Below are 19,392 nucleotides of genomic sequence, written 5' to 3' on the forward strand. Positions count from 1 at the left end.
CATTGCGCCACTTTGCCCCCACATGTGATGCAGCCCCACCGACCATCCGAATCACCTACCGCAGAGATCCCATACCGCATGAGCACATTTGAAAAAGTCAGCAGCAACTTCATTCCAGTCTTGCAGGCGACCATCGAGCAGTACGTCGACCCCGCAACGGGCATGCGCCATATCCACATGCATACCGAGCAGGCTGAAATGGTGTTCCTGGTGGCGTTTCCCACTGTGCCCGAAGTGAGCGACGGACGCGCCCACATCCTCGAGCACCTGGCCTTGTGCGGCTCGGCCCGCTACCCGGTGCGCGACCCGTTCTTCTCGATGCTGCGCCGCTCGACGGCCACCTTCATGAATGCGATGACCTATCCGGACCGCACCGTGTACCCGTTCGCCAGCACGGACCGCAAGGATTTCTTCAACCTGCTCGACGTGTACCTGGACGCCGCCTTCTTCCCGAATCTCGATTACCTGAATTTCCGCCAGGAAGGCTGGCGCCACGCCTTCGAAGGCGACAAGCTCGTGTACCAGGGCATCGTCTTCAATGAAATGAAGGGCGCCTTCAACAGCCCCATGCGCGCATTGGACAGCGGCATCGCCAGCGCCTTGCTCAAGGGCACGACGTATGAAGTGGAATCGGGCGGCGACCCGCTCGACATCCCCGCGCTGACGCATGCCATGCTGAAAGAATTCCACGCCAGCCACTACCACCCCTCGCAAGCCGTGATCATGACTTCCGGCAATATCGAGGCGTCGGCCGTGCAGGAACAGGTCGCCGAGCGCGTGCTGTCCAAGCTCAGCGGTTTCAGTCCGCGCCGCCTGCCGCAGCTGGCGCCCGCGTGGACGGCGCCGCAGGAAAATGTGGTGAAAATTCCGTCGCAGGAAGCGCGCGACGATGAATTCGGCCTGCAATTCGCCTGGCTGATGGGCGAGTCGAGCGATCCCGTCGCCTACTATCACGCGCATCTGCTGTCGCACGGCTTGCTCGGCGAATCGTCGGCGCCCGTCATGCGCGCCATGGAATCGGCCGGCTATGGCCGTCCATCGGACATGAATGGCCGCGACGCGGGCATCCGCCAGATGGTGTTCCACATCGGCATGGAAGGTTTAACCAAAGAACAGATCGCCGACGCGCACCAGCGCATCTGGACGGCGCTGGAAGAAACGGCGCAAGAGGGCATCCCGGCCGCCGTGCTGCACGCGGCCTTGCGCGATATCAAATACAGCCAGCGCGAAATCAGCAGCGGCCGCATGCCGTATGGCCTGGGCCGTTTGCTGCACGCCTTGCCGCTGGCCATGTACGACGGCAACGTCATGGACGCCTTCGACAATGCGGCGATTTTGGAAACGCTGGAACAACAGATCGAGGACCCGGCATTCTTCAAGCAGCTGGTGCGCGAGCTGATCGCCAACCCGACCCGTTTGACCACGCGCGTGGTGCCCGATGCCGCCTTCTTCACGGACCGCGCCGCGCAGGAAGACGCCACATTGGCGGCCCTGCAGGCGCAGCTGACGGATGCCGAGCGCGAGCACATCGTCGCCGAGTCCGCCGCGCTGGAAGCGCACCAGCAACTGCCGTCGAATTCGGAAGTGCTGCCGCGCATCCGCCCGGGCGACGTCAGCGCCTCGCCGCGTCCGGCGCTGCCGATTCCGCCCGCCGTCGACGGTGCCGTGGCGTTTTCCATCGCCTCGAACGGCATCAGCTACGCCAACGTGCTGTACGACGTGTCGGCCTTGCCGGAAGCGTCGTGGCCCTGGCTGCGCCTGTACACGGACCTGGCGCCGGAACTGGGCGTGGGCGACATGTCGTTCGACGACGCCAGCGCCTGGCGCCAGAGCATGGTGCCTTCGTTCCACATCGGCCTGGAAGCCATTCCCCGCCCGCAACAGGCAATGCGCGTGGAACTGTCGTTCTCGGCCAGCGGCTTGCGTGAAGAACACGCGGCCATTGCCGCCGTGCTGTCGGCCTGGATCGCCAAGCCCCGCTTCGATGAAGAAGAGCGCCTGGCCTTCCTGATCGAAAGCCTGGTGCAGGACAAATTAAGCAGCCTGGCCGAATCGGGCAACCGCTACGCCATGCTGGCGTCGGCAGCGCCGCTGTCGCCGACGCGCCGCTTCGACGACATCGTCGGCGGCCCGGCCGCCTTGCCGTTCTACCACCGCTTGCAGCAGCTGAGCAAGACCTCGGCAGGCTTGCAGGAAATCGCGCGCGAGCTCGACACCCTGCACGCGCACATCATCGCCCAGCCGCCGACCGTGCTGTGCGCGGGCCTGGAGCAGGATGGCATCACCCTGGCCCGTCTGCTGGACTTGCCTGCCGCCACCGCTGGCGCGGCCGCGCCTGTTGAAGTGGCAACGCCGGCAGCATTGCCGCTGGCCAATTCAGCCCTGCATGCAACGAGCCAGATCAACCATTGCTTCGTTTCCTGGGCCGTGCCCGGCGTGCACAATCCGGACGCCTCCGCCCTGGCCGTGGCCGCCGAACTGATGACCAACCAGGTGCTGCATACGGCCCTGCGCGAAAAAGGCGGCGCGTATGGCGGCAGCGCCAGCTACGCGGCCGGCGCCGGCACGTTCACGCTCAGTTCCTACCGCGATCCGCGCCTGGCCGGCACGTTCGCCGACTTCGGCACGACGCTGGACCAGATCCTCGCCGGCGATTTCTCGCAAGAGCAGGTGGAAGAAGCCATCATCTGCGTCATCAAGGGCCTCGACAAGCCGCATTCGCCGTACGCGGAAGCGCTGACGGCGTGGAACATGCAGCAGCGGGGCACGACGGAAGCCGTGCGCCAGCAGTTCCGTACCGGCGTGCTCAATTGCACCCTGGCGCAGATCAAGGACGTGACGCGCACCTGGCTGAAAAACGGCCAGCAAAGCCGCGCCGCGTTTGCGGGCAACACGACGCAGGACCTGGCCGGGCTGGAGGTGGTCGATCTGCTGGCGCTGGCGTCCTAAGCTGGCCGGAGATGCCGGATTACGCGCGGCTTTGCCGCGCTAATCCGCCACCACCACCGATCAGCCAGGTACGGCGCCCGGCTCCATGTACATCAATTCCCATTGATGTCCATCGGGGTCCTGGAAACTGTGGCCATACATGAAGCCGAAATCGATGGGCTCCTTGTAGATGCTGCCGCCCGCCTGGACGGCTTTGGCCACCAGCTCATCGACCTCGCCGCGGCTCTCGGCCGACAGGCACACGAGCACTTCCGTCGCCACCTTGGTGTCGCACAGCTGCTTGGGCGTGAACTGCTTGAATTTGTCGTGCGTCAATAACATGACGAAGATATCGTCGGTGACGATCATGCAGGTCGCTGTTTCATCGGTGAAATGGGCATTGAAACTGAAGCCCAGCGCCGTGAAGAACGCGACGGAACGCTCGAGCGACTGGACGGGCAGATTGACAAAGATTTTGCGGGCCATCATGTCTCCTTGTGGGTCGTATGAGTATTTGCTGCCCGCCGATTCTACACCGGCTTTTTACCCGCCCGCGCGCCCCACGGTCTTCGGCGCATAGCCGAAATAGCGGCTGAAGGCGGCGCTGAAATTGGCCGGATGCCGATAACCGGTCTGCCAAGCTGCCTGCGCCACCTGGCAACCATTTTCCAGCAGTAACTTTGCCCGCCGCATGCGCAACGCCAGCAAGGTACGCTGGGGGCTGTCCCCATAGCGGTAGCGCCACCCCTGCTTGAGCTTGAACAAGCTCAGCCCCGCTTGCGCGCACAGGTAATCGAGCGTGAGTGCCTGCGCCATCTGCTCCTGCATCAGCGCGTGGACGCGCTCGAGCTTGATGATATCGGCGTCGGACCAGCGCGGCACGGCAAGCGGCGGCGGCTGCAAGCCCCGCAGCTGTTCCGCCAGGATACTGAGCACGCCGATATGCACGGCCAGCGGGTCCGCCGCGCGCAGCAGGGCGCGCGCGTGCTGGGCGACAGCTGCCGTGGTGGCCGCATGCGCCAGCTGGCGCGCGCCGCCATGGGGCAGCAGCGATGCCAGGCCCTGCGGCCAGTAGCGCGCCAGCGCGTGCTCGTCGACCAGCACGCGCAATTGCGCCGCCCGCTGGTTCGCCTCGAAGCGGCGCTCGCCGCTGACGTGCTGGAACACCGTCATGGTCGTGTGGCCGCCCTGGAAACGCAGTTGTTCGCCATCGCGCGTGGCGTAGGCGGATGCGCCTTCCAGGCCGATGGTGATCACCATGCCGCCCCCGTCGTCATGCTGCGATGGCTCGACGAGCGCCAGGCGCGGGCGGTAATCGGAATGCACGAGCAGCACGCCCTGGTCGACCTGGCGCTGGTCGGCGCGGCACTCTTTCAACCCCGGGTCCAGCTGGCGCCGCACCCAGCCTGCCGCTGCCCTGTCCTGTTCCATCATCGCTCCTCCCGTTTTCCCGCGCGCCGTCCCGCATACGAAAAACGCCGCCGCGCATACAAATGCAAATGATAATTATTCTCATTGTTGCATAAAATGACGCTGATGCCCACCTCGCCGAAAGGAAGATCATGTCATGCAATCCGCAACACGCCCTGCAGCCGTACTGGGACCTGGCCGTCGCCCCCGTGCAGGCGGACGGGCTGGCCGCCGCCCTGGAACTGGGCATACTCGATGTACTGACCGTGCCGCACACACCGGCGCAACTGGCCGAGGCCCTGTCGCTGCATGCGCCGCACACGGCCCTGCTGCTCGAATTGCTTTGGAGCATGCAGGTGCTGGAACGCGATGCGGCCGATGCGGATGCACAGCGCTACCGCTGCACGGCCGCCACCGTGCAGTATTTCTGCCGCGACTCCGTGGCCTTTTGCGGCGACGCCTGGCTGTACCGGCTGCACGCGCTGCGCCATTTCGCCACGCAATTGAACTCGCTCGTGCGCGACGGCGGCAAAGCGGCGCCGTACAGCACGGCCAATGGCGTCAACTGGGCCGCCGCCGCGCAGCAGCAGATCGGCCAGGAGCAGCGCGCCGTCACCATGCGCGCCGCGCTGTCCGTGATGGAGCGCGTCGCGCCGTTCGCGGCACGCGCTACGCCCTTGAACTTGCTGGACCTCGGCGGCGGCCCCGGCTGGGTTGCCATTGCGCTGGCGCAAGCCCACGCGGGCTTGCACGGCTGCGTTTTCGACTGGCCGGAAACGGTGGCCGTGGCGGCCGCGAACATTGCCCATGCGCAATTATCCGAGCGCCTGGAAACGTTGGGCGGCGACCTGGACAGCGACGATATCGGCGGCGATTACGACCTCGTCTGGTGCTCGTCCGTGCTGCATTTCGTGCCCGACATGGCGGGCGCCTTGCGCAAGATCCATGCGGCCTTGAAGCCCGGCGGCGTGTTCGTCTGCGTGCAGGCGGAAATCGCCGCGACAGCGGGCGAGGCGGCGCGCGTGCTGCCGTATTACTTGCCGATGCGCATGCTGGGCCGCGCCGTCACGCGCCAGGGAGAACTGGCGCTGCTGCTGCGCGCGGCCGGATGGCGGCAGGTGGAACAATATGGCGCCAGCGACTTCCCCATGGCGCCCGTGCAAGTGCTGGTCGCCCGGCGGGACGCTTGAGCTTTATCCAGGGCAACGGCCGCCAGCCAGGTCACTATCGACAAGCAAGCGGCGAGGCGCCGCCGTCGCGCGCCTCATGCTCGACAGCGGCGCGAGCTGTTGCACGGCTTGCCACCTAATAATTGTCAATTATGCAGCAAATGCGCTAAGCTGTAGCTGCCGCGTATTGCAGTGAAACAACCCAGTTCGGCAGCGCAGCAAAAAATACCAGCATGTCCAGTCGATTCACCATATGGCGGCCTCGCAATGCTGCCCATTTTGGGAATGGTAAACAACATCATTTCCATGGGAGCATGGCGGGCCCGATACTGATGTCAACCGCAGCAGCCGCTGCCTCCACGAGGAATTCATCATGAGTCAAAATATCGCAGGAAAAGTCGTCGTCATCACCGGTGCCAGCAGCGGCCTGGGCGAAGCCACCGCGCGCCACCTGGCCTCACTGGGCGCTTCCGTCGTGCTCGGCGCGCGCCGCATGGACTTGCTCACCGCCATCGCTGAAGAAATCACGGCCGCCGGCGGCCTGGCCGCCGTTGCCCTGACCGACGTCACAGTGCCTGCCGACGTCAAGAATCTGATCGATACGGCCCTGGCCGTGTTCGGCAAGGTCGACGTGATGATCAACAATGCGGGGCTGATGGCCATCGCACCGATGAGCGCCTTGCAAGTCGACGAGTGGAACAACATGATCGATATCAACATCAAAGGCGTGCTGAACGGCATCGCCGCCGTCCTGCCGCATTTCCAGGCGCAAAACAGCGGCCACTTCATCAATATTTCGTCGGTGGCGGGGCTCAAAGTCTTCAGCCCCGGCGGCACCGTCTACAGCGGCACCAAGTTTGCCGTCAGCGCCATTTCGGAAGGTTTGCGCCACGAGCTGGCGGCCAGCGGCGGCACCATCCGCACCACCGTCATTGCGCCGGGCGCCGTGGACACGGAATTGAGCCAGGGCAGCAGCCACGCCGAGAGCGCCAAGGCCGTCAAGGAGTTCTACCAGATCGCCATTTCCGCCGGCTCGGTGGCGCGCGCCATCGCGTATGCGATCGAGCAGCCGGCCGACGTGGATATCAATGAAATCGTGCTGCGCCCCACGGCACAGGCGTTTTAAGGCCCAGCCTGCAGTGCCGCGATGAGCAGGGCCGCCAGGCGCTCGACTGGCGGCCCGGGCACGCTGGAGGCCTGCAGCAATTCCAGCGACAGCGCGGGCAGGGCGGGCAAGCCCGCCGCCACGTGGTCGAGCACGCGCACGGACGGCGGCAAGCCCAGGCTGGTGCGCACCGTCACCCCGAGCCCTGCGGCGGCCGCGGCCCACAGTCCCGCCAGGCTGGGACTGGTAAACGCGATGCGCCAGGCGATGCCGGCCTGGTCCAGCGCCTGCGTGGCGCAGCGCTGGAACAGGCATTCGCGGTCGAACATGATCAGGGGCAAGGCTTCGCCCGACTCGGGCTGCCACGCCAGGCTGGACGAGGCGATCCAGCGCATGGCCGGTTCGGCGATGCGCTGACGCTGCTGCGGCGGATAGGCCGCCACGTCGGCGATGCACGCGCCGCCCCACAGCAGGGCCAGGTCCAGCTGGCCCATGGTGAGCCGGTCCATCAGTTCCGTGTTGCGCGCCACATGCGCCTCGATGCGCACTTTCGGATGCGCGCGCGCAAAGCGCCCCAGCACCTCGGGCAGCAAGGCTTCGCCGAAATCCTCCTGCAGGCCGAGCTTGATCCAGCCGTCCAGTTCCACGCCGCGCAAGGCGACGGCCGCCTCGTCGTTCAGTTCCAGCAGGCGGCGCGCATAGCCGAGCAAGACTTCGCCGGCCGGCGTCAGCGCCAGGCCCCGGCCATCCTTGCGGAACAGGGGCAGGCCCGCCTGCTCCTCGAGTTTTTTCAGCTGCGCGCTGACGGCCGAGGTGGAGCGGCCCACCTTGTCGGCCGCGCGGGCAAAGCTGCCCAGCTCGATGCCGGCCACATAGCTGCGCAGGAAGGCGATGTCGAAATTGAGCTGATGCATGGCGTGACGGCAATCGTCCTGTTTTATGGGATGGTATAGCGTAAATTATCTGATATTCAGAATGATCGTAGCGCGCCACACTGCCTGGGTCAACCACTTTCCTGTCCCTGCCATGCGCACCAGCTGCCCTGCCGTCCCTGTCCCCATCACCGCGCCCTCGTTGAGCGCCTCGCACCGCTGGAAAGTACTGGCCGTCGGCGTGGCGGCCAACGCCAGCTTTTCCGCCGCCGCCAACGGCATGCCCACGACGGCCGTCTGGCTGCGCAGCGGCTATCACCTGAGCAATACGGAACTGGGGGTGGCGCTGGGCGCCATGGGCCTGGGCGTGGCGCTGACTGAATTGCCATGGGGCATGGCGACCGACCGCTGGGGCGACCGCCCCGTGCTGCTGACGGGCTTGCTGGGCACCATGCTGGCCTTGCTGGCCCTGCTGTTGTGGATCACGCCCGCTGACGGGTCCGTGCCGCCGTTGTGGGCGCTGGCGGCCGGGCTGGCGGCAGTCGGCGTGCTGGGCGGCAGCGTGAACGGCGCCAGCGGCCGCGCCGTGATGCGCTGGTTCGGCGCTGGCGAACGGGGTTTCGCCATGAGCATCCGCCAGACGGCCGTGCCGCTCGGCGGCGGCCTCGGCGCGCTCATCCTGCCCAGCCTGGCGTCGCGCCATGGCTTCATGCCCGTCTTCGGCGCCCTGGCCCTCGTATGCGCGCTGTCGGCGTTTTTGACGTGGCGCTGGATGCATGAGCCCGATTCCGCTGCCGAGGCCGCCACGGGGCCGCACAACGCGTCGCAAGGCCTGTCTGGTGTCAAGCCGCCGCCGCTGCGCAATCGACAGGTCTGGCGCATGGTGGCCGCCATCGGCTTGCTGTGCGTGCCGCAGTTTGCCGTACTCAGCTATGCCACCGTCTTCCTGCACGACCATGGCCGCCTGGGCCTGGCGGCCATCACGGCCGTGATGGTGGCCCTGCAAATGGGCGCCATGGTGATGCGCATCTGGAGCGGGCGCCATACGGACCGCCGCGCCAACCGGCCCGCTTATCTGCGCGGCTCGGCCCTGGTGGCGCTGGCCGCGTTCATCTTGCTGGGATGCATCGCCTGGCTGGAGGCGCCGGGCTGGCTGCTGATGGCCGCCGTGGTGCTCGCCGGCATCGCCGTGTCCGCCTGGCATGGCGTGGCCTACACGGAGCTGGCCACGGAAGCGGGCGGCGCCAGCGCGGGCACGGCCCTGGGCATGGCGAACACGGCCGTCTACGTGGGGCTGTTCCTCACGCCCGTCACGCTGCCGCACCTGCTGGCGGCCAGCAGCTGGGCCGTCGTATGGTGGACGGCGGGGCTGGTGGCGCTGGCCGCCCGGCCCCTGTTTCCCAAGCCTTAAGGCAGCGGCGAAATGCGATAGACGCAGCGCATCGCATTGGCCAGCACGTGCTGCTCGCGCACGATGCTGGCGCTTGGCCCCACCACTTCCTGGAACAGCTGCAGTTCCGAGCGGCAAAAGCCCTGGCAGGTGCGGGCGGCTGCGCAGATGGGGCAGTGGTCCTCGATCAGCAGCCAGTCGCCGCCGTCCGCTTCCACGCGCGCCATATACCCCTCTTCATCGCGCACGGCGGCCAGCTGCCGCAGCCGCGTGGGCAAGTCCGGCGCCGAGCACGCAAGCGCATACGCGCTGCGGCTTTCCTCTTCGCGCTGCGTGATCAATTTGTCCAGCCCCGCCTCGCCGAACAGCTGGCGCACCGAGCCGATCAGCTTGATCGTCAGCTGCGCATGCGTGTCGGGAAAGCGCGCATTGCCCGCCTCCGTCAAGACCCAGTTCTGGCGCGGCCGTCCCGCACCCGCCTGCGCTTCCTGGCGCCCCTCGATCAGGCCCGCCGCCACCAGCTTTTGCACCTGCTGGCGCGCCGCCTCGCCCGTCATGTCCAGGGTCCTGGCCAGGGTCGCCGTAGAGACGGGTCCCTTGGTCTTGATGAAATACAGGATGCGCTCCGTCGTTTGCGGCGCCTCGCTATTATCCAAACGTTTACTTGTGTAATTCATTTCGCTCAACTATCATGGGGCCAGTTAACCAACTAATTGCTTGCATAATAGGCCGGTAGCTCCCCGCTGTCGAGGAATTTCCACGCCTGCATGCCGGCAAGGTACTCTTTTGACAGGATTTTCCCATGCAACTGTCTCACTCCATCTGGCTGTTTCACGCCATCCTCGCCGCCGGCCTGGCCTCCTGGCTCACCCTGGCCGCCATCAACAACCTGCACGCCTTCCACGGCTCCGTCTGGGCCATCGGCAACACCATGCGCATGGACCCGCTGCGCCAGGACCCCACCATCCAGACGCCGCTGCTGCGCCGCGCGCTCACCTCATTGACCTTGCACCGCTTGTCGCTGGGCGTGGTGCTGGCGCTGCAACTGCTGGCCGCCATCGCCGCCTGGACGGGCGTGGCGCTGTTGCTCGGCGGCGGCCTGGCGGCCGGCTTGCCCTGGCTGAACCTGGCCCTGTGCGCCATGGCCGCCTTCTTGCTGCTGATGCACCTGGGCGGCCTGTGGTTCGGCTACTGGATCGCGCAGGAAGGCTTGCAGACGACGCACCTGGTGCTGCTGCTGTGGACCATCGGCCTGTTTTTACTCTTCAACGCGCAGCGGACCTGATCAGCCTCCGCTGCGCCTCTTCTTCCCTTTGTACTTTTCCCTTTTACTACTGTAAAGGACTTCATCATGAATACGAAAATCGTCGGCGCCTCCGCGCTGGCCATCGCCCTGGCCGTCGCGGGCGGCGCGCTGTATCCGCGCGCAGACTCCCATGCGGCCGATGCCGCCGCCACTCCCGCCACCAAGGTGGCGCTGGTGCCCGTCGTGCTGGGCACGCAGGAGCGCTTTTTTGCCGGCGTGGGCGAGCTGGAAGCGGCGCGCCAGGTGCAGGTGGCGGCCGAAACGGGCGGCCGGATCACGCAGATCCGCTTCGAATCGGGACAGAGCGTGGCCGCAGGCGCCGTGCTGGTACAGCTCAATGACGCCCAAGAACAGGCAATGCTGCTGCGCCAGCGCGCGCAGCTGAAAAACGCGGAAAGCAGCCATGCGCGCACGGCGCAGATGGTCAGGGACAAGGCGGCCACGCAGGAGCAGCTCGACAGCGCCCTGGCCGCGCGCGACGCGGCCCTGGGCGACGTGCGGCAGACGGAGGCGCTGATCGCGCAAAAGACCATCCGCGCGCCGTTCGCCGGCCAGCTGGGCATCCGCAAGGTGCACGCGGGCCAGTACCTGAACGCGGCCGACACGGTGGCCAGCCTGATCGACACCAAGTCGCTGCTGGTGAACTTCGCCCTCGATGAACAGAGCAGCGCCAAGCTGGCGCCGGGCCAGGCCGTGCAAGTGCTGGTGGACGCGTATCCGGGCGACGTTTTTACGGCCAGGATCAACGCCATCGACCCGCTGGTCGCCCGTTCGCGCATGGTGCAGGTGCAGGCGACGCTGACAAATCCCCGTGGCGCCCTGAAAGCGGGCATGTACGCGAACGTGCGCGTGGAGCGCGAAGCCGGCCAGCAGCTGACGGTGCCGGAAACGGCCGTGACCTACAGCGCGTATGGCGACACGGTGTTCGTCGCGCAGCAGGAGGGCAAGCAGCCGCTCACCGTCAAGCGCGTGGGCGTGAAACTGGGCGAGCGGGCAGGGGGCCGCGTGGCCATCCTCGACGGCTTGCGCGAAGGCCAGCGCGTGGTCGCCTCGGGCCAGCTGAAACTGGCCGACGGCATGGCCGTGCAGGCAGTCGCCAACACCCTGGACGAGGCCAAGCGCGCCGCGCCCAGGGCCGGTTCTTGAGGGAAGGCCGCCATGAAATTTACCGATCTATTCGTACGCCGCCCCGTGCTGGCGCTGGTGATCAGCACCTTGATCCTGATGCTGGGCGTGATCGCCATCCTGCAGCTGCCGATCCGCCAGTACCCGATGCTCGAATCGTCCACCATCACGGTGAAAACCACGTATCCGGGCGCCTCGGCGGAACTGATGCAGGGTTTTGTCACGCAGCCGATCGCGCAAGCCGTGTCGTCGGTGGAAGGCATCGATTACCTGACCTCGTCGTCGGTGCAGGGCAGCAGCACGGTCACCGTGCGCATGGAACTGAACCGCGATTCCACGCAGGCATTGACGGAGGTCATGGCCAAGGTCAATCAGGTGCGCTATAAATTGCCTGAAGGTGCTTTTGACCCCGTCATCGAGCGTTCGGCCGGCGATTCCTCGGCCGTCGCCTACGTCGGCTTTGCCAGCGAGAGCGTGTCCGCGCCCGCGCTGACCGATTATCTGGCGCGCGTGGTGCAGCCGATGTTCGCCACCATCGACGGCGTGGCCAAGGTCGACGTGTATGGCGGCCAGCAGCTGGCCATGCGCCTGTGGATCGACCCGGAAAAACTGGCGGCGCGCGGCCTGACGGCGGCCGACGTGGCCGATGCCGTGCGGCGCAATAACTACCAGGCGGCGCCCGGCAAGGTGAAGGGGCAGTTCGTCGTCGCTAACATCAGCGTCAACACGGATCTCACCAGCGTGGAACAATTCCGCGACATGGTCATCACCAAGGGCGGCGATGAAAAAGACAGCGCATCGCTCGTGCGTCTGAAGGACGTGGGCACGGTGGAACTGGGCGCGGCCGCCACGGAGACGAGCGGCATCATGGACGGCGTGCCGGCCGTGTACCTGGGCCTGTCGCCCACGCCCGGCGGCAACCCGCTGGTGATCGTCGACGGCATCAAGAAGCTGCTGCCCGAGATCCAGAAAACCCTGCCGCCCGGCGTGAAAGTCGAGCTGGCGTTCGAGACGGCGCGCTTCATCCAGTCGTCCATCGACGAGGTGGCGCACACCCTGCTCGAAGCGCTCTTGATCGTCGTCATCGTCATCTATTTGTGCATGGGTTCCCTGCGCTCCGTGCTGATACCCGTCGTGACGATACCGCTGTCGATGCTGGGCGCGGCGGCGCTGATGCTGGCCTTCGGCTTCAGCATCAATCTGCTCACCCTGCTAGCGATGGTGCTGGCCGTGGGCCTGGTGGTCGACGACGCCATCGTCGTGGTGGAAAACGTGCACCGGCATATCGAGGAAGGCAAGACGCCCGTGGCCGCCGCGCTGGTGGGCGCGCGCGAAGTGGCCGGCCCCGTGATCGCCATGACGATCACGCTGGCGGCCGTGTATGCGCCGATCGGCATGATGGGGGGATTGACTGGCGCGCTGTTCAAGGAATTCGCACTCACTTTGGCCGGCGCCGTGGTGGTGTCGGGCGTGGTGGCATTGACCTTGTCTCCCGTGATGAGCTCTTTGCTGCTGCAGCCGAAACAATCGGAAGGGCGCATGGCGCGCGCCGCCGAGCATTTCTTCGAAGGCTTGACCAGCCGTTATGCGCGCCTGCTGGACCGCTCGCTGCACCACCGCTGGCTCAGCGCCGGTTTCGCCGCGCTGGTGATGGTGAGTCTGCCGTTTTTGTACCTGCTGCCGCAGCGCGAACTGGCGCCCGCGGAAGACCAGGCCAGCGTCTTGACGGCGATCAAGGCGCCGCAGCACGCCAACCTCGATTACGTCGAGCGCTTTTCGTACAAGCTCGATGATATCTACAAAAACATCCCCGAAACGCACTCGCGCTGGATCATCAACGGCGGCGAAGGCCCGGCGTCGAGCATCGGCGGCATCAACCTCACGCCATGGGCCGAACGCGCGCGCAATGCGGCCGTCATCCAGGCCGAACTCCAGCACGCCGCGGGCGACGTGGAGGGCACGAGCGTCTTCGCCTTCCAGCTGGCGCCTCTGCCCGGGTCGAGCGGCGGCCTGCCCGTGCAGATGGTCTTGCGCAGCGCGCAGGATTACGCCACCCTGTTCCGCACCATGGAAGACGTCAAGCAGCGCGCGCGCGACAGCGGCCTGTTTGCCGTCGTCGACAGCGACCTCGATTACAACAATCCCGTCGTCAAGGTGCGCGTGGACCGCTCGAAAGCGAACAGCCTGGGCATCCGCATGCAGGACGTCGGCGAATCGCTGGCCGTGCTGGTGGGCGAGAATTACCTGAACCGCTTCGGCATGGATGGCCGCGCCTACGACGTCATCGCGCAAAGCCCGCGCGAGCAGCGCTTGACGGCGCAAGCCCTGACGCAGCAGTACGTGCGCGCCGACGACGGCAGCCTGCTGCCCCTGTCCGCCGTCGTCTCGGTAACGGAACAGATCGAGCCGAACATGCTGACGCAGTTCAACCAGCAAAATGCGGCCACCTTCCAGGGCGTGCCGGCGCCGGGCGTGACCCTGGGCGACGCCGTCGCCTTCCTCGACGGCGTGGCGAAAACCCTGCCGCCGGGCTTCAGCTACGACTGGCAATCGGACGCGCGCCAGTTCGCCACGGAAGGCAATGCCCTGCTGCTGGCCTTCCTGGCGGCCGTCGTCGTCATCTACCTGGTGCTGGCGGCGCAATATGAAAGCCTGACGGACCCGTTGATCATCCTGATCACCGTGCCGCTGTCGATCTGCGGCGCGCTGATTCCGCTGGCCCTCGGCTACGCCACCGTGAACATCTACACGCAGATCGGCCTGGTGACCCTGATCGGCTTGATCAGCAAGCACGGCATCCTGATGGTGGAATTTGCCAACGAATTGCAGGTGCATGAACAGCTCGACCGCATCACGGCCATCCGCAAGGCGGCGCAGATCCGCCTGCGCCCGATCTTGATGACGACGGCCGCCATGGTGGTGGGCCTGGTGCCGCTGCTGTTCGCGTCCGGCGCGGGCGCCAACAGCCGCTTCGGCCTGGGCGTGGTGATCGTCTCGGGCATGTTGATCGGCACCTTCTTTACCCTGTTCGTGCTGCCCACCGTGTACACCTTTCTGGCCCGCCGCCACACGGCCGACCATGCCACGCCGCGTGCCCGCGATTTGTCGCAGGCGCTGAAGGAATCCCCATGAAAAATGACCGCTATCTAGCTTCCCTTTTTGCCGCCCTTTTCCCCTTGCTGGCCGGCTGCGTCGTCAGTCCCGCCTATGTGACGCCGGGCACGCCAGACATCGCCCTGGCCAGCCCGCAGCAGGCGCAGTTTGCGCCAGCTCAAACGGCTGCCAGCAGCGCCGCCTGGTGGACGTTTTTTGACGATGCACGGCTGTCGCAGCTGATCGCCAGCGCGCTCGAACATAACCTTGATATCGCGCAAGCGCAAGCGAACCTGCTGGCAGCGCGCGCCGTCTTCGACGAGCGCAGGCTCGATGAACTGCCCGCTGTCACGGGCCAGGCAGGATGGCAGCGCACGGTGCAGCAAAATACGCCAGACAGGCGCGCCGCCACGGTGAATACGCGCGTGGGATTCGACGCGCAATGGGAAATCGACCTGTTCGGCCGCCTGGCGCACATGCGCCGCTCGGCGCAGGCAAGCGCGGACGCGGCGCAGGCGGACGTGCGGCAAGTGCAGCTGACGATCGCCGCCGAGGTGGCGCGCAATTATTACGAGGCGCTGGGCTACCAGCAAAACCTGGCGCTGACGCAGGCGCAGGCACAAAGCTGGCGCGACACGGTGGCATTGACCGATGCGCGCATCCGCGCCGGCAGCGGCTTGCCGGAAGAGCGCCATAACGCGCTGGCCAACCTGGCGCGCAGCGAGGCGGCCCTGCCACCGTTGCAGGCGCTCTTGCGCCAGGCGCAGTACCGGCTCGACGTGCTGAGCGGTCAACGACCTGGCACAGACACTGCGGGCGCCATCGCGCTGGCCACCAAGCCCCAACAGCAGGCGCCGCTGGCGGGCCGGCTGCCGCTCGGCGACGTGAACCGGCTGATCAAGCAGCGGCCCGACGTGGTGCGCGCCGAGCGCCTGCTGGCCGCCTCCAGCGAAAACGTTGGGGCGGCCACGGCCGACCTGTATCCGCGCCTCAGTCTCGGCGGTTTCCTGGGCTTCTTCGCCCTGCGCGGCAGCGGCGTGTTTGACGGCGGCGCGCGCGCCTTCGAGGTGGCGCCCTCCGTCAGCTATCCGGCCTTCCGCCTGGGCAGCGTCAAGGCGCGCCTGCGCGGCGCGCGGGCCGAGGCGCAGGGCGCCCTGGCGCGCTATGCACAAACGATGTTATTGGCGCAGGAAGACGTGGAAAACGCCGTCACGCAGCTGGCGGAAAACCAGACGCGTCTCGCGTCACTGCTGGAATCGGCGCGCCACGGCAACGCGGCCCTCGGCATCGCCAGCACGCGCTACCAGGGCGGCTCCGGCAGCTACCAGGCCGTGCTGGAAAACCAGCGTGCCTTGTTCGATATCCGGCGCGAAGCGCTGCAGGCGGAAACGGCGTCCTATATCGACGCGATCGCGCTGTACAAGGCGCTGGGTTGGGGGCACACTATGTGATCTTTTTAGCTCAGAAAGGGGCGCAATGTTCACGCAAGGCAGCTGGCTCAATCCACCGGAAAACTGGTCCGCCGACGGCGCGCAGCTGCGCGTGACGACGGATGCGCAGACGGATTTCTGGCGCAAGACCTCGTATGGCTTTATCCGCGACAGCGGCCATTTTTTCGGCACTGACATCAGCGGCGATTTTACGGCGCAGCTGCACGTGGCGGCGCAGTATTCTGCGCTGTACGACCAGGCCGGCATGATGGTGCGCATCGACGAGCAACACTGGATCAAATGCGGCGTCGAATTTTCCGACGGCCAGCTGCTGTTGAGCTCCGTATTGACGCAGGACAAATCCGACTGGGCCGTCAGCCTCGCGCCCGCGATGCCCGATGGTTTCTGGCTGCGCGTCACGGTGGAAAAAGGCGTGATCCGGGTGCAGTATTCGACCGATGGCCGGCGCTGGCCGCTGCTGCGCCTGGCGCCGTTTCCCGAGGCCGGCAGCTACCGCGTCGGACCCATGTGCTGCACGCCGGAACGCGGTGGGCTGGAGGTGGTGTTTTCGCAGTTTTCCATCGCTCCGGCGCAGCAAAAAGACTTGCATGATTTAAGCTAGATCAAGCCACCCACGTCTCGTGCAAATGGCGCCACAACAAGGCTCCAGACGGGGTTTTGTCATACACGACGGTCGACAGGCGCTCCGTGTTTTCTGCGCCGGGCATGGCTTGGAACTCGCGATAAGACACGGTGGCGCCGGCCGCGCTTTCCTGGATCAGAACGAGATCCGAAATGTGCATCTGCAAGCCCGGACGGCTGCCGCCGGCGGCGCGGAAAAACGCCGCCAGGCCGGCGCCATCGAGCTGCTTGCCAACGGGCGCCACCATCGTGAAGGCGGGCGAGAAACGCGCGAGCAAATCAGTGCAATGTTCGGGCGCCGTGACGTCGCCGGAGAGCCAGTCGCGGATCAGCACATGCGTGGTTAAAACGTCGTCAAAATAGAGATTTGTAGCATTCATTTTTTGCTTGCTCCATGGTGATGTAAAAGGTCGAGAACGGCGCGGTTGTCGATGCGCAGGCACAACGCCAGCGGCAGCACGCACGCGCTGGCGGCCAGGGCAAAACACCAGTGAAACACCTGCGCCGCGCGCGCATGCAGGGCGGGGTCGTCCAGGGTGGCGATGCCTTGCGCCGCCAGCAAGCCATTGAGCAGTACGCTGAGCAGCGCCACGCCCAGGCAAAATCCCAGCTGGCGGTTGATATTCCACAAGGCGCTGGCCTGGCTCAGTTGCCCGTCGGGCGTACGCAAGAAGGCCGTGCTTTGCGCCGTGCTGCTGCACAAGCCGCCGCCAAAACCCATCACGGCATACGCGCCGGCCAGCCAGAATAACTGGTCCGCCGAATCCACCCGCAGCAGCATCAGCATGCCGGCCGCCTGCAGCAGGGCGCCGGCGATGAACAGCGGTTGCGGCCCCACGCGGCGGTAGCTTTTTCCCGTCAGCGCAATGGCGCCAAACGAGGCCAGCGCCCACGGCAGCATCAGGGCGCCCGCCGTCGATGCCGGCATGCCCAGCACGCCCTGCAGATACAGCATGGCCAGCAGGCTCACGCCCATGAACACGCCCGGCACCAGCAGGTACATCAGCATGGCAATGCGCAGCAGCGGCTCGGCGGCCAGGCGCAGGTTGAGCAGCGGCGTCGACTTGCGCAGCGCGCCGCGCACATAACCCCACGCGCAGGCGGCGCCCAGCGCCAGCACGCCGGCACCGGCCAGGCCATCGCCGGGCGTACCCAGCATGGTCAGGCCCAGCAGCAGCAACAGGATCGCCGTGCTGCCGGCCAGCAGGCCGCCCGCGTCGAGACGGGGCACCGAGCCGGCCACGCGCGGCGGATCGGGGCGCAGCCAGCAGGCGGCCAGCAGCAGCGCCAGCGCCGCGAACGGCACGTTCAAATAAAAAATCCAGCGCCACGACAGGCTGTCGACGATCACGCCGCCCAAGGCGGGCGACAGGGCCGGCGCCAGCAAGCCCACCAGCATGATGACGGCGGACAGGCCGGGGCGCTCGGCAGGTTGATACAGCTGGTAGGTCATGCTTTGCCCCAGCGGAATGAGCAGGCCGCCGCCCAGGCCCTGCACGCAGCGCCAGGCGATCAGCGCCTCGATCGATGGCGCCAGGCCCGCGCCCACGCTGGCGCATAGAAAGGTGAGCAACGATGCCATGAACACGGTTTTGCTGCCATAATAGGCAGCCAGCCAGGCGCTGGCGGGGATGACGATGGTCAAGCCGAGGATGTAGGCGGTGCTGATCCAGGCCAACTGCGCCACCGAGGCGTGCAGGGCATGGCCGATGTCGGGGTAGGCGACGCTGGTGATGAACATGTTGATCAGGTCGACGAAAAATCCCAGCAGATAGATGGCCGCCACTTTTTTGCGATAGTCCATGGTGCTCCGAATGGCAAACGGCCAGCTTAAGCGCCCGTCGCCATTTGCGTAACGGGCCAGCCCCGATTACACTGTCAAATCTATTTTGACAAATCCCTGCAAGCTTCCATCTCCTTCCATCTATGATCAGTCTTGACCGTTTGGGTATTTTCATCGCCATCGTCGACGCCGGTTCGCTGACGGCCGCCGCCGCCGTGCTGGGCCAGAGCAAGGCCGTCGTCAGTTTTAATTTGAAACAGCTGGAGGCGGAGCTGGGCGTGTCGCTGCTCACGCGCAGCACGCGCAGCCTGGCGCTGACCGACGTGGGACGGCGCTTTTACGAGGATTGCCAGCGCGTGCTGAGCGAAGCGCACGGCGCCATCGAGACGGCGCGCCAGGGCCACCAGGGCTTGCGCGGCACCCTGCGCCTGACCACCACCGTCGAATACGGCAGCCGCACGGTGGTCCCCGCGCTGATCGCCTTCGCCGCCGCCCATCCGCAGCTGCAGATCCAGCATTCGTCGTCATCCTCGCATGAAGACCTGATCTCGGGCCGCTACGACGTGGCCATCCGCATGGGTTCGCTCAACGATTCGAGCTACCGCGCCGCGCTGATCGAGCCGTATGCGATCTGGCCCGTCGCCTCGCCCGCCTACCTGGCCAGCCTGCCGGGCCAGGGCATCGCCACCTTGCCCGACTTGCAGCGCGCGCGCTGGCTGGCGCACAGCCGCCTGGCCTCGCCGCTGCGCTGGGAGGTGCAGACGCCCGATGGCCCGGCTGCGTTTGCCGTGCAGGACGCCGCCGTCATCCAGTCCGACTCCGCCTCGGCCCTGCTGGGCTTTGCCCTGGGCGGCTGCGGCGTGGCCCTGCTGCCGCAGTGGCAGGTGGAAGGAGAGGTGCGCGCGGGACGCCTGCGCCGCCTGCTGCCCGACGTCGCCTTCCCGGAGCAGGGCGTGTATGCCGTGTATCCGAACACCCAGCATATTGCGGAAAAGGTGCGCGCCTTTATCGACTTCTTGCACGCGTTCGTGGGCACGCCCGCATAAGTTTCACGTGGCGCCACGGCGTCAGTGTCACGTCGTCAATACTTGTTGCATACAACGATTTCCAAGAGGCAAACGAGCGCCCATTTCGTTTTT

The 19,392-nt window shown here is 66.2% G+C and carries 16 protein-coding genes; 10 read left to right on the plus strand and 6 right to left on the minus strand.

Features of this window, described 5'->3' with window-relative positions; all coding sequences use genetic code 11:
* Positions 1 to 78 precede the first annotated feature (78 nt).
* Positions 79 to 2,949, plus strand: coding sequence for an insulinase family protein (locus CBW50_RS03675; RefSeq protein ID WP_086144268.1), 2,871 nt, complete (start codon positions 79 to 81; stop codon positions 2,947 to 2,949).
* Positions 2,950 to 3,009: 60 nt separating this feature from the next.
* Here the strand turns inward: CBW50_RS03675 and CBW50_RS03680 are convergent, their stop codons facing one another.
* Complete coding sequence (locus tag CBW50_RS03680; protein ID WP_086144269.1) at positions 3,010 to 3,414, minus strand: VOC family protein; 405 nt, start codon at positions 3,412 to 3,414, stop codon at positions 3,010 to 3,012.
* Between the two features lie 57 nt (positions 3,415 to 3,471).
* Positions 3,472 to 4,362, minus strand: a complete 891-nt coding sequence (locus CBW50_RS03685) for an AraC family transcriptional regulator (RefSeq protein WP_226936152.1) — start codon at positions 4,360 to 4,362, stop codon at positions 3,472 to 3,474.
* 128 nt (positions 4,363 to 4,490) lie between these two features.
* On the opposite strand from CBW50_RS03685, the gene CBW50_RS03690 reads away from it, so the two are divergent.
* Positions 4,491 to 5,528, plus strand: a complete 1,038-nt coding sequence (locus CBW50_RS03690; RefSeq protein WP_086144270.1) for a class I SAM-dependent methyltransferase — start codon at positions 4,491 to 4,493, stop codon at positions 5,526 to 5,528.
* A 352-nt stretch (positions 5,529 to 5,880) separates the two neighbouring features.
* Positions 5,881 to 6,633: an SDR family oxidoreductase gene (locus tag CBW50_RS03695; protein ID WP_086144271.1), complete on the plus strand. Its 753-nt coding sequence runs from the start codon at positions 5,881 to 5,883 to the stop codon at positions 6,631 to 6,633.
* On the opposite strand, the gene CBW50_RS03700 is transcribed toward CBW50_RS03695, so the two are convergent.
* Positions 6,630 to 7,526: a LysR substrate-binding domain-containing protein gene (locus CBW50_RS03700; protein ID WP_086144272.1), complete on the minus strand. Its 897-nt coding sequence runs from the start codon at positions 7,524 to 7,526 to the stop codon at positions 6,630 to 6,632. The genes CBW50_RS03695 and CBW50_RS03700 overlap by 4 nt on opposite strands.
* Before the next feature lie 112 nt (positions 7,527 to 7,638).
* On the opposite strand from CBW50_RS03700, the gene CBW50_RS03705 reads away from it, so the two are divergent.
* Positions 7,639 to 8,895: an MFS transporter gene (locus CBW50_RS03705; protein ID WP_086144432.1), complete on the plus strand. Its 1,257-nt coding sequence runs from the start codon at positions 7,639 to 7,641 to the stop codon at positions 8,893 to 8,895.
* Here CBW50_RS03705 and CBW50_RS03710 read toward each other — a convergent pair.
* A complete protein-coding gene (locus CBW50_RS03710) occupies positions 8,892 to 9,551 on the minus strand; it encodes a MarR family transcriptional regulator (RefSeq protein WP_086144433.1) in 660 nt (219 codons plus the stop codon). The two genes, CBW50_RS03705 and CBW50_RS03710, sit on opposite strands and share 4 nt — an antisense overlap.
* 125 nt (positions 9,552 to 9,676) lie before the next feature.
* Here CBW50_RS03710 and CBW50_RS03715 point away from each other — a divergent pair, with 125 nt between their 5' ends.
* From CBW50_RS03715 to CBW50_RS03735, 5 genes are all read left to right on the plus strand, one after another.
* A complete protein-coding gene (locus CBW50_RS03715; RefSeq protein ID WP_086144273.1) occupies positions 9,677 to 10,159 on the plus strand; it encodes a DUF2165 family protein in 483 nt (160 codons plus the stop codon).
* 66 nt (positions 10,160 to 10,225) lie between these two features.
* Positions 10,226 to 11,326 (plus strand): efflux RND transporter periplasmic adaptor subunit, encoded by a 1,101-nt coding sequence (locus CBW50_RS03720; RefSeq protein WP_086144274.1) that lies wholly within the window; start codon positions 10,226 to 10,228, stop codon positions 11,324 to 11,326.
* Between the two features lie 12 nt (positions 11,327 to 11,338).
* Positions 11,339 to 14,437, plus strand: coding sequence for a MexW/MexI family multidrug efflux RND transporter permease subunit (locus tag CBW50_RS03725; protein ID WP_086144275.1), 3,099 nt, complete (start codon positions 11,339 to 11,341; stop codon positions 14,435 to 14,437).
* Positions 14,434 to 15,849 (plus strand): efflux transporter outer membrane subunit, encoded by a 1,416-nt coding sequence (locus tag CBW50_RS03730; RefSeq protein ID WP_086144276.1) that lies wholly within the window; start codon positions 14,434 to 14,436, stop codon positions 15,847 to 15,849. Before CBW50_RS03725 ends, CBW50_RS03730 begins: the two co-directional genes overlap by 4 nt.
* A gap of 25 nt (positions 15,850 to 15,874) precedes the next feature.
* Positions 15,875 to 16,450, plus strand: a complete 576-nt coding sequence (locus CBW50_RS03735) for a DUF1349 domain-containing protein (RefSeq protein WP_086144277.1) — start codon at positions 15,875 to 15,877, stop codon at positions 16,448 to 16,450.
* Between the two features lies 1 nt (position 16,451).
* On the opposite strand, the gene CBW50_RS03740 is transcribed toward CBW50_RS03735, so the two are convergent.
* Together CBW50_RS03740 and CBW50_RS03745 are read right to left on the minus strand one after the other, a co-directional pair.
* The gene (locus CBW50_RS03740; RefSeq protein ID WP_086144278.1) at positions 16,452 to 16,850 is read right to left on the minus strand and encodes a hypothetical protein; all 399 of its coding nucleotides are present in this window, start codon (positions 16,848 to 16,850) and stop codon (positions 16,452 to 16,454) included.
* Positions 16,847 to 18,274 carry an MFS transporter gene (locus CBW50_RS03745; protein ID WP_086144279.1) on the minus strand — a complete coding sequence of 476 codons (1,428 nt, stop codon included), beginning with the start codon at positions 18,272 to 18,274 and terminating at the stop codon, positions 16,847 to 16,849. Before CBW50_RS03745 ends, CBW50_RS03740 begins: the two co-directional genes overlap by 4 nt.
* A gap of 122 nt (positions 18,275 to 18,396) precedes the next feature.
* On the opposite strand from CBW50_RS03745, the gene CBW50_RS03750 reads away from it, so the two are divergent.
* Positions 18,397 to 19,299: a LysR family transcriptional regulator gene (locus CBW50_RS03750; RefSeq protein WP_086144280.1), complete on the plus strand. Its 903-nt coding sequence runs from the start codon at positions 18,397 to 18,399 to the stop codon at positions 19,297 to 19,299.
* The last annotated feature ends 93 nt before the right edge of the window (positions 19,300 to 19,392 follow it).

The sequence above is a fragment of the Janthinobacterium sp. GW458P genome (genome assembly GCF_002127585.1).
Taxonomy (GTDB): Bacteria; Pseudomonadota; Gammaproteobacteria; order Burkholderiales; family Burkholderiaceae_D; genus Janthinobacterium.